The organism is Thauera aromatica K172, assembly GCF_003030465.1.
GTDB lineage: Bacteria > Pseudomonadota > Gammaproteobacteria > Burkholderiales > Rhodocyclaceae > Thauera > Thauera aromatica.
Window position 1 is genome coordinate 2960017 of sequence record NZ_CP028339.1, and the last position, 13270, is coordinate 2973286.

Sequence of the window (13270 nt, forward strand, 5' to 3'; positions counted from 1 at the left end):
CGGCGCGCGGAATGCGGCGCGCCGGCATCCGGGGGCGGCGCCCGGCGCGGCGCGGATCATGGCCTGCCGTCGCGGCAGTCGATCTCGTCCCGGTGGCCGAAGCCGCGCGAGTTGTCGATGAAATACAGCCGTTCGGGCACGAAACGGTACCAGTGCACCTTCGCCAGGGCCTGCAGGATCGCGGCCGGCGCACCCCCCAGCGTGCCGACGACGGGGTATTTCGCCCCGTAGAGCGCGCGCGCCTGCCCTGCGGCATCGCCGGACAGTTCCACGACATGGCCTTCGGCCTGGATGCCCTTGACCTCACGCCAGTCGGAGCAGTCCTCCTGGATGGTCACCGCGGCACGCCCATCGCGCGCGATGTTGCTGCTGTGGCGGGCGCCTGGCTTGGACAGGAAGTACAGGTCGAAACCGTCGCTGGCGTAAAACACCGCCGCCGCCCACACCCCCTGCTCGCCCTGCGTCGCCAGCGTCATCGTGTGGTGCGCGCGCAGCCAGTCGAGGACATGGGCCTGGTGCCCGTTCATGCGTGCGCCCTCCCGGACAGGGTGTCGGTCACGTCAGCTCCGGGACCGGCACCACTTTCTTCACCGCGCAGACGCTTGAGGCGGTAGGCGAATTGCGGCCGGGTCAGGCCGAGCATGCGCGCCGCCGAAGACAGGTTGCCGCGCGCCTTGTCGAGCGCGGTTTCGAGCAGGGTGGTCTCGATCTGCTCGAGGGTCAGGGCACCATCGCACACCGCGCTGCACAGGCTGCGCGCCAGGCTGTCCTGTTCGGTGTCGATCTTTCCGTTCGGCCCGAGGCCGAACCCGTCTTCATCCTCGATGTGCGCACCGGACAGGAAAAGGTGGTCCACTTCGACCCGGCCGCCGTTCGGCGCAAGGATCACCCCGCGTTCCACCGTGTTCTGCAGTTCGCGGATGTTGCCCGGCCAGGCATGGCCGACCAGCGCCTTCTTCGCCTTGTCGGAAAATCCGAGCAGCTTCTTGCCGTTGATCGCCGCATATTTCCTGAGGAAATGCTTGGCCAGAGGGGAGATGTCCTCCCTGCGCTGGCGCAGCGGCGGAATGTCGATCTGGAAAGCATTGAGACGGTAGTACAGGTCGGCCCTGAAACGCCCTTCCTTCACCAACTGGGCGAGGCTGGCATTGGTCGCGGCGACGAGGCGGACGTCGATACGGCGGGTCTTGTCATCGCCCAAACGCTCGACCTCGCCTTCCTGGAGCACCCGCAGCAGCTTGCTCTGCGCCGTCAGCGGCAGATCGCCGATTTCGTCCAGGAACAGGGTGCCGCCGTTGGCGCGCTCGAACCTGCCCGGGCGGGCTGCCAGCGCGCCGGTGTATGCCCCTTTTTCCACGCCGAAAAGCTCGGCCTCCACGAGGTCGTGCGGAATCGCGGCGCAGTTGATCGCAACCAGCGGGCGATCGCGGCGGGCGCTCATTTCGTGCAGCGCGCGCGTGAACAGTTCCTTGCCGACCCCCGTTTCGCCGAGCAGCAAAATGGCGATGCTGCTGCCCGCGGCCTGCTGCAGCAAGCTGAGCGCGAACCGGAACCCGGGCGAGTCGCCGATCATGTCGCCAGGCAGCCTGGCGCGTTCATCGATCGTGGAGCGCAGCTGTTCCACCTGGGCCTGCAGGTCGATCAGTTGCTCGGCGATCGATTCGGGGGCGAACAGGCGTCTGTATTCCTCGGCATCCGGCCATTCCTCGGCCGGCTTGCCGACGATGTGGCAATGCTCGGCACCCATGCCCGCGCACTCGGCTTCCTTGTACAGGATCGGTCGCCCCATGAAGGCCGTGGAGTAGCCGCAGGCATAGCCGATCTGGGTCCAGCACACCGGTTCCGAGCAGGTTCCGAAGTGGCGCTTGTGCGACTGCCCCTCCCACGAATTGATCCAGCGGAACTCGGCATTGAAGGTGCCGGCGGCGCGGTCGAATTCCAGCTGGAGCGGGATGACGCCGACAATGCCCTCGAGCGCGTGCAGCTGCGGCCCGGTCATGAATGCCGCAAGGTCGTCGCCGGTCCTGATCCGTGTCTGCGCGAGCTCCGCATCACGGGCACCGGATGCGAACCCCATGCGCAGCAGCAACCCGCGCGCGCGCGCCATGCCGAGCGTATCGATCAGCTCCTTGCGCAAGGCCGCCTGCGCCTCGGCGTGCACGAGCAGCATCCGATGCTCATGAAGCCAGATCTGCCCGGTATCGGCGCAGAAATGGATGCGCGACCGGAGATCACCGCCGTCTATGCAGCTCATATCGTGAAGCTTGGCCATCACCCTTCCTCCTGAACTGGTCCTTTTACGCGCAGCCACCACGGGTCGTATTGACGTGCGTCAAACGGCCCGGCGCGCGACTGCGCAGCGCCGGAAACGAAGAGAAGCCCCTGCGTTCATCTAATGGTCAATCCTGCAGCCGGCCGGAAGGAGAACTGATCATTTGATGAATCGCATCCAATGGCCGCTTTTTCCAATTACCCGGCACAAACGCCCCGCCAGAAATTTATTTTTTGCAACTGCATGAAATGCTCGAAAGGCCTGCACAACGGGCAAACAGCGCTCCCGGCGTATGCGCCCGAAGGCTGAATTGCTGCTCTGCCGCAATTAATCGTGGCACACCCTTTGCATTGGATGCCTGGCAGGCGTCGTCCAACAAATCCGGTCGCAACGATCGACAACGGAAATAGCAAAGGAGGGGCATCAGATGAAGTTTCCTGTTCCGCACGACATCCAGGCCAAGACGATTCCGGGGACCGAAGGCTGGGAGCGGATGTACCCGTACCACTACCAGTTCGTCACCGACGATCCGCAGCGTAACCAGTACGAGAAAGAAACCTTCTGGTTTTACGACGGATTGCATTACCCGGAGCCGCTTTATCCGTTCGACACGATCTGGGACGAGGCCTGGTATCTCGCCCTGTCGCAATTCAACAATCGAATTTTCCAGGTGCCGCCGGTGCGCGGCGTCGATCACCGGATCATCAACGGTTACGTCTATATCTCGCCGGTTCCGATCAAGGACCCCGATGAAATCGGCAAGCGCGTGCCCAATTTCATGGAGCGCGCCGGTTTCTATTACAAGAACTGGGACGAGCTCGAGGCGAAATGGAAAGTGAAGATGGAGGCGACGATCGCCGAGCTCGAAGCGCTCGAGGTTCCGCGCCTGCCCGACGCCGAAGACATGTCGGTGGTGACCGAAGGAGTCGGTGAATCGAAGGCCTACCACCTGCTCAAGAATTACGACGACCTGATCAACCTCGGCATCAAGTGCTGGCAATACCACTTCGAATTCCTCAATCTTGGCTATGCCGCCTACGTTTTCTTCATGGATTTCGCGCAGAAGCTGTTTCCGAGCATTCCGCTCCAGCGCGTCACCCAGATGGTGTCGGGGATCGACGTCATCATGTACCGCCCGGACGACGAACTGAAGGAACTGGCAAAGAAGGCCGTTTCACTCGAAGTCGATGAAATCGTCACCGGCCATCGGGAGTGGAGCGACGTCAAGGCGGCGCTTTCGGCACACCGCCACGGTGCCGAATGGCTCGAAGCATTCGAGAAATCCCGCTACCCGTGGTTCAACATTTCGACCGGCACGGGATGGTTCCATACCGACCGCAGCTGGAACGACAACCTCAACATTCCGCTCGACGGCATCCAGACCTATATCGGCAAGCTTCACGCCGGCGTCGCCATCGAGCGGCCGATGGAAGCGGTCCGTGCCGAGCGCGACCGGATCACCGCCGAGTACCGCGATCTGATCGACAGCGACGAGGACCGCAAGCAGTTCGACGAACTGCTCGGCTGCGCCCGGACGGTGTTCCCCTACGTCGAGAACCATCTGTTCTACGTCGAGCACTGGTTCCACTCGGTGTTCTGGAACAAGATGCGCGAAGTCGCTGCGATCATGAAAGAACACTGCATGATCGACGACATTGAAGACATCTGGTATCTGCGCCGCGATGAAATCAAGCAGGCGCTGTGGGATCTGGTCACCGCCTGGGCAACCGGCGTCACCCCTCGCGGCACCGCCACCTGGCCGGCCGAAATCGAATGGCGCAAGGGGGTGATGCAGAAGTTCCGCGAATGGAGCCCGCCGCCGGCCATCGGCATCGCACCGGAAGTGATCCAGGAGCCCTTCACCATCGTGCTCTGGGGGGTCACCAACAGCTCGCTCTCGGCCTGGGCCGCCGTCCAGGAAATCGACGACCCCGACAGCATCACCGAGCTGAAAGGCTTCGCCGCCAGCCCGGGCACGGTCGAAGGCAAGGCGCGCGTGTGCCGCAGCGCCGAAGACATCCGCGACCTGAAGGAGGGCGAAATTCTCGTCGCCCCGACCACCTCGCCTTCGTGGGCGCCGGCCTTCGCCAAGATCAAGGCCTGCGTCACCGATGTCGGCGGCGTCATGAGCCATGCCGCGATCGTATGCCGCGAATACGGCATGCCGGCGGTGGTGGGCACCGGGCTATCGACCCGTGTGGTCCGCACCGGCATGACGCTGCGGGTCGATGGTTCGAGCGGGCTGATCACGATCATCACGGATTGAGGGAGTGACTGACATGGGAAGTATCGTTTCCACCGTAGCCCTGTCCGCGGCCACCGCCGACAGCACTTCGCCGAAGGTCTGCCCGTTCGAGGCCTGCGGCAAGGACTCGGTCCCGCTGGTGGGCGGCAAGTGCGCGTCCCTGGGCGAACTGATCAACGCCGGCGTACGGGTGCCGCCGGGCTTTGCCCTGACCACCAGCGGCTATGCCCAGTTCATGCGTGAAGCCGGCATCCAGGCGGACATCGGCGCGCTGCTCGAAGGCCTCGACCACCAGGACATGGACAAGCTCGAGGAAGCATCGAGGGCGATCCGCGAAATGATCGAATCGCGCCCGATGCCGATCGAGCTCGAAGACCTGATCGCCGAGGCCTACCGCAAGCTGTCGGTCCGCTGCTATCTGCCCGCGGCGCCGGTGGCGGTGCGTTCGAGCGCGACCGCCGAGGACCTGCCCGGTGCGAGCTTTGCCGGCCAGCAGGATACCTACCTGTGGATCCGCGGCGTCGATGACCTCATCCACCACGTCCGGCGCTGCATCTCCAGCCTCTACACCGGCCGGGCGATCGCCTACCGGATGAAGATGGGCTTCCCGCACGAGCAGGTCGCGATCAGCGTCGGCGTCCAGATGATGGCGAACGCCTACACCGCGGGGGTGATGTTCACGATCCATCCGGGCACCGGCGACCGCTCGGTGATCGTCATCGATTCGAATTTCGGCTTCGGTGAATCCGTGGTGTCGGGCGAAGTCACGCCGGACAACTTCGTCGTCAACAAGGTCACCCTCGACATCATCGAGCGCACGATTTCGACGAAGGAGCTGTGCCACACCGTCGATCTGAAGACCCAGAAATCAGTCGCACTTCCGGTCCCTGCCGAGCGCCAGAACATCCAGTCGATTACCGATGACGAAATCAGCGAACTCGCCTGGGCCGCCAAGAAGATCGAAAAGCATTACGGCCGCCCGATGGACATCGAATGGGCGATCGACAAGAACCTGCCCGCGGACGGAAACATTTTCATCCTCCAGGCCCGGCCCGAAACGATCTGGAGCAACCGCCAGAAAGCCAGCGCGACGACCGGCAGCACGTCGGCGATGGATTACATCGTATCGAGCCTGATCACGGGCAAGCGGCTCGGCTAGGAGGACGAAAAAATGATCGTACGCAACTGGATGCAGACCAATCCGATCGTGCTCACCGGGGACACCTTGCTGTCCGAAGCGAAGCGGATCTTTTCCGAAGCCAATATCCACGCATTACCGGTCGTCGATGACGGCCGCCTGCGCGGACTCATCACCCGCGCCGGCTGCCTGCGGGCCGCGCATGCCGCGCTGCGGACCCAGGACACCGACGAGCTCAACTACTTCTCGAACCGGGTCAAGGTCAAGGACATCATGGTCCGCAACCCGGCCACCATCGATGCCGACGACACGATGGAACACTGCCTGCAGGTCGGCCAGGAACACGGCGTCGGCCAATTGCCGGTGATGGACAAAGGCAATGTCGTCGGAATCATTTCGGCAATCGAAATGTTCTCGCTGGCGGCGCATTTCCTTGGTGCCTGGGAAAAGCGCAGCGGCGTCACCCTGGCCCCGATCGATCTCAAGCAGGGAACCATGGGCCGCATCATCGACACCGTCGAAGCCGCCGGCGCCGAGGTGCACGCGATCTACCCGATCTCGGCCCATGACAGGGAGTCCGCCTCGGCCAGGCGGGAGCGGAAAGTGATCATCCGCTTCCACGCCGCGAACGTCGCGGCAGTCATCGAGGCGCTCGCCCACGCCGGCTACGAAGTCATCGAGGCCGTTCAAGCCGCAGCGCATTGAGCCCAGCCCCACCCATCCTGCCTCACCCCGGTTTCACCCATTTCTGCCAAGGAGCGACACCCATGGACCTGCGCTACTTCATCAACCAGTGTGCCGAAGCCCACGAACTGAAGAGAATCACCACCGAGGTCGATTGGAATCTGGAGATTTCCCATGTTTCCAAGCTGACCGAAGAGAAAAAAGGCCCGGCGCTGCTGTTCGAAAGCATCAAGGGCTACGACACGCCGGTGTTCACCGGGGCCTTCGCGACCACCAAGCGCCTCGCCGTCATGCTCGGCCTGCCGCACAACCTGTCGCTGTGCGAATCCGCCCAGCAATGGATGAAGAAAACGATCACCTCCGAAGGGCTGATCAAGGCGAAGGAAGTGAAGGACGGCCCGGTGCTGGAAAACGTGCTCAGCGGCGACAAGGTCGATCTCAACATGTTCCCGGTGCCGAAGTTCTTCCCCCTCGACGGCGGGCGCTACATCGGCACGATGGTATCGGTGGTGCTGCGTGATCCGGAGACGGGCGAGGTCAACCTCGGCACCTACCGCATGCAGATGCTCGACGACAAGCGCTGCGGGGTGCAGATCCTGCCCGGGAAGCGCGGCGAACGGATCATGAAAAAGTACGCCAAGATGGGCAAAAAGATGCCCGCCGCGGCGATCATCGGCTGCGATCCGCTGATCTTCATGTCCGGCACGCTGATGCACAAGGGCGCCAGCGACTTCGACATTACCGGCACCGTGCGCGGCCAGCAGGCCGAGTTCCTGATGGCGCCGCTGACCGGGCTGCCGGTGCCGGCCGGGGCCGAGATCGTGCTCGAAGGCGAGATCGATCCGAACGCCTTCCTGCCCGAAGGCCCGTTCGCCGAATACACCGGCTACTACACCGACGAACTGCACAAGCCGATCCCGAAACCGGTGCTCGAAGTGCAGCAGATCCTGCACCGCAACAGCCCGATCCTGTGGGCCACCGGCCAGGGCCGCCCGGTGACCGACGTCCATATGCTGCTCGCCTTCACCCGGACCGCGACCTTGTGGACCGAGCTCGAGCAGATGCGCATTCCCGGCATCCAGTCGGTGTGCGTGATGCCGGAATCGACCGGGCGCTTCTGGTCGGTGGTGTCGGTCAAGCAGGCCTACCCGGGGCACTCGCGCCAGGTGGCCGACGCGGTGATCGCCAGCAACACCGGCTCGTACGGCATGAAGGGTGTGATCACGGTCGATGAGGACATCCAGGCCGACGATCTGCAGCGCGTGTTCTGGGCGCTGTCGTGCCGCTACGACCCGGCGCGCGGCACCGAGCTGATCAAGCGCGGCCGCTCGACGCCGCTCGATCCGGCGCTCGACCCGAACGGCGACAAGCTCACCACGTCGCGGATCCTGATGGACGCCTGCATCCCCTACGAGTGGAAGCAGAAGCCGGTCGAAGCGCGCATGGACGAAGAGATGCTGGCGAAGATCCGCGCCCGCTGGCACGAGTACGGCATCGACTGAGCCCTTAGCCGCATGACAAACCACGGCCGCCGATGGGGCGGCCGTCACTGGAGGACATGGAGACATGGAACAGGCGAAGAACATCAAGCTGGTGATCCTCGACGTCGATGGCGTGATGACCGACGGGCGCATCGTGATCAATGACGAAGGCATCGAGTCGCGCAACTTCGACATCAAGGACGGCATGGGCGTGATCGTGCTGCAACTGTGCGGCGTCGAGGTCGCGATCATCACCTCGAAGAAATCCGGCGCGGTGCGCCATCGCGCCGAGGAGCTGAAGATCAAGCGCTTCCACGAGGGCATCAAGAAGAAGACCGAGCCCTACGCGCAGATGCTCGAGGAGATGAACATCTCCGATGCCGAAGTCTGCTACGTCGGCGACGACCTCGTCGATCTGTCGATGATGAAGCGCGTCGGCCTGGCCGTGGCGGTCGGTGACGCCGTGGCCGACGTCAAGGAAGTGGCCGCTTATGTGACGACTGCGCGCGGCGGGCACGGCGCGGTGCGCGAAGTCGCGGAGCTGATCCTGAAAGCGCAGGGCAAGTGGGACGCGATGCTCTCGAAGATCCATTGATTCATCCGCATGACATCCATCGACAAGGAGATCGACATGGGAAAGATTTCAGCACCGAAAAACAACCGTGAATTCATCGAGGCATGCGTCAAGTCCGGCGATGCGGTCCGGATCAGACAGGAAGTGGACTGGGACAACGAGGCCGGCGCCATCGTGCGCCGCGCCTGCGAGCTCGCCGAAGCCGCCCCGTTCATGGAGAACATCAAGGACTACCCCGGCTTCAGCTACTTCGGCGCGCCGCTGTCGACCTACCGCCGCATGGCGATCTCGCTCGGCATGGACCCGGCATCGACCTTGCCGCAGATCGGCGCCGAGTACCTCAAACGTACCAACAGCGAGCCCGTGGCGCCGGTGATCGTCGACAAACGGGACGCCCCGTGCAAGGAGAACATCCTGCTCGGCGCCGACGTCGATCTGACCAAGCTGCCGGTACCGCTGGTCCATGACGGCGACGGCGGCCGCTACGTCGGCACCTGGCACGCGGTGATCACCAAGCACCCGGTGCGCGGCGACGTGAACTGGGGCATGTACCGGCAGATGATGTGGGACGGCCGCACGATGTCGGGCGCCGTGTTCCCGTTCTCGGATCTGGGCAAGGCGCTCACCGAGTACTACCTGCCGCGCGGCGAGGGCTGCCCGTTCGCGACCGCGATCGGCCTGTCGCCGCTCGCCGCGATGGCCGCCTGCGCGCCCTCTCCGATCCCCGAGCCCGAGCTCACCGGCATGCTCGCCGGCGAGCCGGTGCGCCTGGTGAAGTGCGAGACCAACGACCTCGAAGTCCCGGCCGATGCCGAGATCATCATCGAGGGCGTGATCCTGCCCGACTACAAGGTCGAGGAAGGCCCGTTCGGCGAATACACCGGCTACCGCACCAGCCCGCGCGACTTCCGCGTCACCTTCCGCGTCGATGCGATCACCTATCGCAACAACGCGACGATGACGATCTCGAACATGGGCGTGCCGCAGGACGAGGGCCAGCTGCTGCGCTCGTTCTCGCTCGGGCTCGAACTCGAGAAGCTGCTGAAGAGCCAGGGTATCCCGGTGACCGGCGTGTACATGCACCCGCGCTCGACCCACCACATGATGATCGTCGGCGTGAAGCCGACCTACGCCGGCATCGCGATGCAGATCGCGCAGCTCGCGTTCGGCTCCAAGCTCGGGCCGTGGTTCCACATGGTGATGGTGGTCGACGACCAGACCGACATCTTCAACTGGGACGAGGTCTATCACGCGTTCTGCACGCGCTGCAATCCGGAGCGCGGCATCCACGTGTTCAAGAACACCACCGGCACCGCCCTCTATCCGCACGCCACCCCGCACGACCGCAAGTACTCGATCGGCTCGCAGGTGCTGTTCGATTGCCTGTGGCCGGTCGATTGGGACAAGACCAACGACGTGCCGACGCTCGTCAGCTTCAAGAACGTCTATCCGAAGGACATCCAGGAAAAGGTCACGAACAACTGGACCGACTACGGCTTCAAGCCGGTGAAATAAGGAGACGCAACATGAACCAGTGGGAAGTATTCGTCATGGACCCGGCGGAACTGCCGGAAGGCAAGCAGCTCGAGCTGAGCGTGCGCACCCTCAACCCCGGGCTGAAGAAATACACCTATCAGCGCGTCAGGGCTGAAGTGTCACCCGCGCTCGACAAGTTCCCCGACCAGCTCCAGGTCCGGCTCGGGCGCGGCCAGCTGAGCCCCCAGCGCTTCTCGATCCGCATCATCGAGACCGTCCAGCGCATGCCGGCCAAGTACCTGTAGTGACGGCGGACGGCGCCGGGCAACTGCCTCTGCCCGGCGCCGGAAGCGTGACCGCCGCCTTTTGTCCGCCCGCGGCAGCGCCGCGGCCGGCACTCAACCCGCTAAAGCATTGGGGGAACGATGGCCTATTCCGATCTGCGTGCCTTCCTCGCCGACCTCGGTGACGACTTGCTGCGCATCCGCGATGAGTTCGACCCGCGCTTCGAAGCGGCAGCCTTGCTCCGCACCCTCCCCGCCGAAGGGCCGGCCGTGCTGTTCGAGAACGTCCGCGCCTACCCCGGCGCACGCATCGCCGGCAACCTGATCGCCAGCCGCAGCCGCCTGGCGCGCGCACTCGGCACCACCGCCGACGCGCTGCCGCGGACCTGGCTGGAGCGCAAGGAGCACGGCATTGCACCGATCCAGGCGCGGGACGCGGCCCCGGTCAAGGAAGTGATCCACCGCCATCCGGACGATCTGCTGTCGCTGCTGCCGATCCTGACCCACCACGAAAAGGATGCGGCCCCCTTCATCACCACCGGCGTGGTGTTGTGCACCGACCCCGAGACCGGCCGGCGCGGCATGGGCATCCACCGCATGATGGTCAAGGGCGGGCGCCGGCTCGGCATCCTGCTCGCCAATCCGCCGATTCCGCATTTCCTCGCCAAGGCCGAAGCGGCCGGCAAGCCGCTCGATGTCGCCATCGCGCTCGGTCTCGAACCCGCCACCCTGCTGTCGTCGGTGGTCAAGGTCGGCCCGCGGGTGCCCGACAAGATGGCCGCTGCCGGCGCCCTGCGTGGCGAACCGGTCGAGCTGGTGCGCGCCGAAACGGTGGATGTGGACATCCCGGCGCGCGCCGAAATCGTCATCGAAGGCCGGATTCTGCCGGGCGTGCGCGAACTCGAGGGCCCGTTCGGGGAGAACACCGGGCACTATTTTTCCAACGTCAGCCCGGTCATCGAGATCAGCGCCGTCACCCATCGCGACAACTTCATCTACCCGGGCCTGTGCCCATGGTCGCCCGAGGTCGATGCGCTGCTGTCGCTGGCGGCCGGTGCCGAATTGCTCGGCCAGTTGCAGGGGCTGATCGACGGCGTCGTCGATCTGGAGATGGCCGGCGGCACCAGCGGCTTTTCCGTGGTTGTCGCAGTCCATCGGACCACTGCGGCCGACGTCAGACGGCTGGTCATGCTCGCGCTCAATCTCGACCGCCGCCTGAAGACGATCACCGTCGTCGACGACGACGTCGACATCCGCGACCCGCGCGAAGTCGCCTGGGCCATGGCTACCCGCTACCAGCCCGCCCGGGACACGGTCGTGATCCACGGCTGCGAAGCCTATGTCATCGATCCTTCGGCGACCGGGGACGGCACATCGAAAGTCGGGTTCATCGCCACCCGTGCCAGCGGCGCGGACTCGGACCGCATCACCCTGCCGCCGGCAGCGCTCGCGAAGGCGCGCGCCATCATCGCCAGACTGCATTGAACAGGGAGCAAGCCATGAGAATCGTCGTCGGAATGTCCGGTGCCAGCGGTGCGATCTACGGCATCCGGATCCTCGAGGCACTACAGCGCATCGGTGTCGAAACCGACCTGGTGATGTCGGATTCGGCCAAGCGGACCATCGCATACGAAACGGACTATTCGATCAGCGACTTGAAGGGACTCGCGACCTGCGTCCATGACATCAATGATGTCGGGGCGTCGATCGCCAGCGGCTCGTTCCGCCATGCCGGCATGATCATCGCGCCCTGTTCGATCAAGACCCTGTCCGCAGTCGCCAACTCGTTCAACACGAATCTGTTGATCCGCGCCGCCGACGTCGCGTTGAAGGAGCGGCGCAAGCTCGTGCTGATGCTGCGCGAGACGCCGCTGCACCTGGGCCACCTGCGCCTGATGACCCAGGCCACGGAGAACGGCGCGGTTCTCCTCCCTCCCCTGCCCGCGTTCTACCACCGCCCCAAGACGCTCGACGACATCATCAACCAGTCGGTGACGAAAGTGCTCGACCAGTTCGATCTCGACGTCGATCTCTTCGGGCGGTGGACGGGCAACGAAGAACGCGAACTGGCGAAATCCCGATAGGACGCTTCCGATGCCACCGATCGCCCTTCCCCTGTCACTCGAAGGCGTCGTCTGCACGGGACTCGGTGCAGGCGCGCAGTTCACCACCCTCGACTGGGTCGTCGATGAATGCCGGGAAAAGCTCGGCTTCATCCCCTGGCCCGGCACCTTCAACGTGAGGACGCAGGGCGCGCTTGCGGGCGTGGACCGCACCCGCCTCCTGCGCTCGGGATACAGCATCCGCATCCGGCCGGCGCCCGGCTACTGTGCCGCGGAATGCCTCGTGGTCAACATCGCGGGGCGGATCTCCGGCGCGGTGCTATTCCCAGAGGTGCCCGGCTACCCGGACGGCCAGCTCGAAATCATCGCTCCGGTGCCGGTACGAAGAACCCTCGGCCTCAATGACGGCGACCGGGTCAACCTCTCCATCGGCATCAGCACCTCCCTTTTCTGCCGGGCCTGAACAGTCGGGAGCCGGCAAACGTCAGCAAGGAGATTCACATGGCACCGAAGTTCTGCCCGCAATGCGGCACCGCCCTGGTCCTGGCGACGATCCATGGGCGCGAACGTGAAACCTGTCCGGCCTGTGGCGAAACCTTTTTCCACAAGCCCGCGCCCGTCGTGCTGGCGGTGATCGAGCACGCCGGGCAACTCGTGCTGATCCGCCGCAAGCTCGATCCGCTCGCCGGCTACTGGGCACCGCCGGGCGGCTACGTCGAACGCGGCGAATCGCTCGAGGAGGCGGTCGTACGCGAGGCGCGCGAGGAAAGCGGACTCGAGGTCGCCGTCGATGAACTGATCGGCGTGTATTCGCAGGCCGACGTGCGCGCGGTGATCCTCGCCTACCGCGCGCACTCGATCGGCGGCGAACCGGTCGCCGGCGACGACGCCGGCGAGATCTGCCTCGTCGCCCCGGGCCAGCTGCCGGTGCAGCGCCCGCCGCAGAGCGGCATACCGATCGAACACTGGTTTTTCAGCGTAGTGGAGGAAGTCACCGATCCATGGAAGTGGGGGCGCCGCAACAGCGCCAAGAAAATGATGAGGAGATAGAAC

The 13270-nt window shown here is 64.5% G+C and carries 13 protein-coding genes; 11 read left to right on the forward strand and 2 right to left on the reverse strand.

The features are described 5' to 3' along the window. Nucleotides 1-56: 56 nt before the first annotated feature. Together Tharo_RS14040 and Tharo_RS14045 are read right to left on the reverse strand one after the other, a co-directional pair. On the reverse strand, nucleotides 57-527 hold the full coding sequence (locus tag Tharo_RS14040; protein ID WP_107221730.1) for a pyridoxamine 5'-phosphate oxidase family protein: 471 nt from the start codon (nucleotides 525-527) through the stop codon (nucleotides 57-59). Then, complete coding sequence (locus Tharo_RS14045) at nucleotides 524-2218, reverse strand: sigma-54-dependent Fis family transcriptional regulator (protein ID WP_245881066.1); 1695 nt, start codon at nucleotides 2216-2218, stop codon at nucleotides 524-526. Before Tharo_RS14045 ends, Tharo_RS14040 begins: the two co-directional genes overlap by 4 nt. Before the next feature lie 481 nt (nucleotides 2219-2699). On the opposite strand from Tharo_RS14045, the gene Tharo_RS14050 reads away from it, so the two are divergent. The 11 genes from Tharo_RS14050 to Tharo_RS14100 all read left to right on the forward strand — a co-directional run bounded on the left by Tharo_RS14050 (nucleotide 2700) and on the right by Tharo_RS14100 (nucleotide 13267). Further along, nucleotides 2700-4538 carry a PEP-utilizing enzyme gene (locus tag Tharo_RS14050; protein WP_107221732.1) on the forward strand — a complete coding sequence of 613 codons (1839 nt, stop codon included), beginning with the start codon at nucleotides 2700-2702 and terminating at the stop codon, nucleotides 4536-4538. Nucleotides 4539-4551: 13 nt separating this feature from the next. Next, entirely contained in the window at nucleotides 4552-5676 is a 1125-nt protein-coding gene (locus tag Tharo_RS14055) for a PEP/pyruvate-binding domain-containing protein (protein WP_107221733.1), read from the forward strand. Nucleotides 5677-5688: 12 nt separating this feature from the next. Then, entirely contained in the window at nucleotides 5689-6360 is a 672-nt protein-coding gene (locus Tharo_RS14060) for a CBS domain-containing protein (protein WP_107221734.1), read from the forward strand. Nucleotides 6361-6422: 62 nt separating this feature from the next. After that, on the forward strand, nucleotides 6423-7841 hold the full coding sequence (gene ppcB, locus Tharo_RS14065) for a phenylphosphate carboxylase subunit beta (RefSeq protein ID WP_107221735.1): 1419 nt from the start codon (nucleotides 6423-6425) through the stop codon (nucleotides 7839-7841). A 64-nt stretch (nucleotides 7842-7905) separates the two neighbouring features. Beyond that, nucleotides 7906-8415: a phenylphosphate carboxylase subunit delta gene (gene ppcD, locus Tharo_RS14070; protein WP_107221736.1), complete on the forward strand. Its 510-nt coding sequence runs from the start codon at nucleotides 7906-7908 to the stop codon at nucleotides 8413-8415. Nucleotides 8416-8424: 9 nt separating this feature from the next. Then, nucleotides 8425-9909, forward strand: a complete 1485-nt coding sequence (gene ppcA / locus Tharo_RS14075) for a phenylphosphate carboxylase subunit alpha (protein ID WP_245880909.1) — start codon at nucleotides 8425-8427, stop codon at nucleotides 9907-9909. An 11-nt stretch (nucleotides 9910-9920) separates the two neighbouring features. Further along, entirely contained in the window at nucleotides 9921-10175 is a 255-nt protein-coding gene (ppcG, locus tag Tharo_RS14080) for a phenylphosphate carboxylase subunit gamma (protein WP_107221737.1), read from the forward strand. A gap of 120 nt (nucleotides 10176-10295) precedes the next feature. After that, nucleotides 10296-11639, forward strand: a complete 1344-nt coding sequence (locus tag Tharo_RS14085; RefSeq protein ID WP_107221738.1) for a UbiD family decarboxylase — start codon at nucleotides 10296-10298, stop codon at nucleotides 11637-11639. Nucleotides 11640-11653: 14 nt separating this feature from the next. Next, nucleotides 11654-12238: a UbiX family flavin prenyltransferase gene (locus Tharo_RS14090; RefSeq protein WP_107221739.1), complete on the forward strand. Its 585-nt coding sequence runs from the start codon at nucleotides 11654-11656 to the stop codon at nucleotides 12236-12238. Between the two features lie 10 nt (nucleotides 12239-12248). Further along, entirely contained in the window at nucleotides 12249-12680 is a 432-nt protein-coding gene (locus tag Tharo_RS14095; protein WP_107221740.1) for a DUF120 domain-containing protein, read from the forward strand. Between the two features lie 38 nt (nucleotides 12681-12718). Then, complete coding sequence (locus Tharo_RS14100; protein WP_107221741.1) at nucleotides 12719-13267, forward strand: NUDIX hydrolase; 549 nt, start codon at nucleotides 12719-12721, stop codon at nucleotides 13265-13267. Nucleotides 13268-13270: the final 3 nt, after the last annotated feature.

What these genes read in the sequence shown, in the direction of transcription:
- Tharo_RS14040 (WP_107221730.1), bottom strand. Translation starts at nt 527, where the DNA reads ATGAACGGGCACCAGGCCCATGTCCTCGACTGGCTGCGCGCGCACCAC.
- Tharo_RS14050 (WP_107221732.1), top strand. Translation starts at nt 2,700, where the DNA reads ATGAAGTTTCCTGTTCCGCACGACATCCAGGCCAAGACGATTCCGGGG.
- Tharo_RS14055 (WP_107221733.1), top strand. Translation starts at nt 4,552, where the DNA reads ATGGGAAGTATCGTTTCCACCGTAGCCCTGTCCGCGGCCACCGCCGAC.
- Tharo_RS14060 (WP_107221734.1), top strand. Translation starts at nt 5,689, where the DNA reads ATGATCGTACGCAACTGGATGCAGACCAATCCGATCGTGCTCACCGGG.
- ppcB (WP_107221735.1), top strand. Translation starts at nt 6,423, where the DNA reads ATGGACCTGCGCTACTTCATCAACCAGTGTGCCGAAGCCCACGAACTG.
- ppcD (WP_107221736.1), top strand. Translation starts at nt 7,906, where the DNA reads ATGGAACAGGCGAAGAACATCAAGCTGGTGATCCTCGACGTCGATGGC.
- ppcA (WP_245880909.1), top strand. Translation starts at nt 8,425, where the DNA reads ATGACATCCATCGACAAGGAGATCGACATGGGAAAGATTTCAGCACCG.
- ppcG (WP_107221737.1), top strand. Translation starts at nt 9,921, where the DNA reads ATGAACCAGTGGGAAGTATTCGTCATGGACCCGGCGGAACTGCCGGAA.
- Tharo_RS14085 (WP_107221738.1), top strand. Translation starts at nt 10,296, where the DNA reads ATGGCCTATTCCGATCTGCGTGCCTTCCTCGCCGACCTCGGTGACGAC.
- Tharo_RS14090 (WP_107221739.1), top strand. Translation starts at nt 11,654, where the DNA reads ATGAGAATCGTCGTCGGAATGTCCGGTGCCAGCGGTGCGATCTACGGC.
- Tharo_RS14095 (WP_107221740.1), top strand. Translation starts at nt 12,249, where the DNA reads ATGCCACCGATCGCCCTTCCCCTGTCACTCGAAGGCGTCGTCTGCACG.
- Tharo_RS14100 (WP_107221741.1), top strand. Translation starts at nt 12,719, where the DNA reads ATGGCACCGAAGTTCTGCCCGCAATGCGGCACCGCCCTGGTCCTGGCG.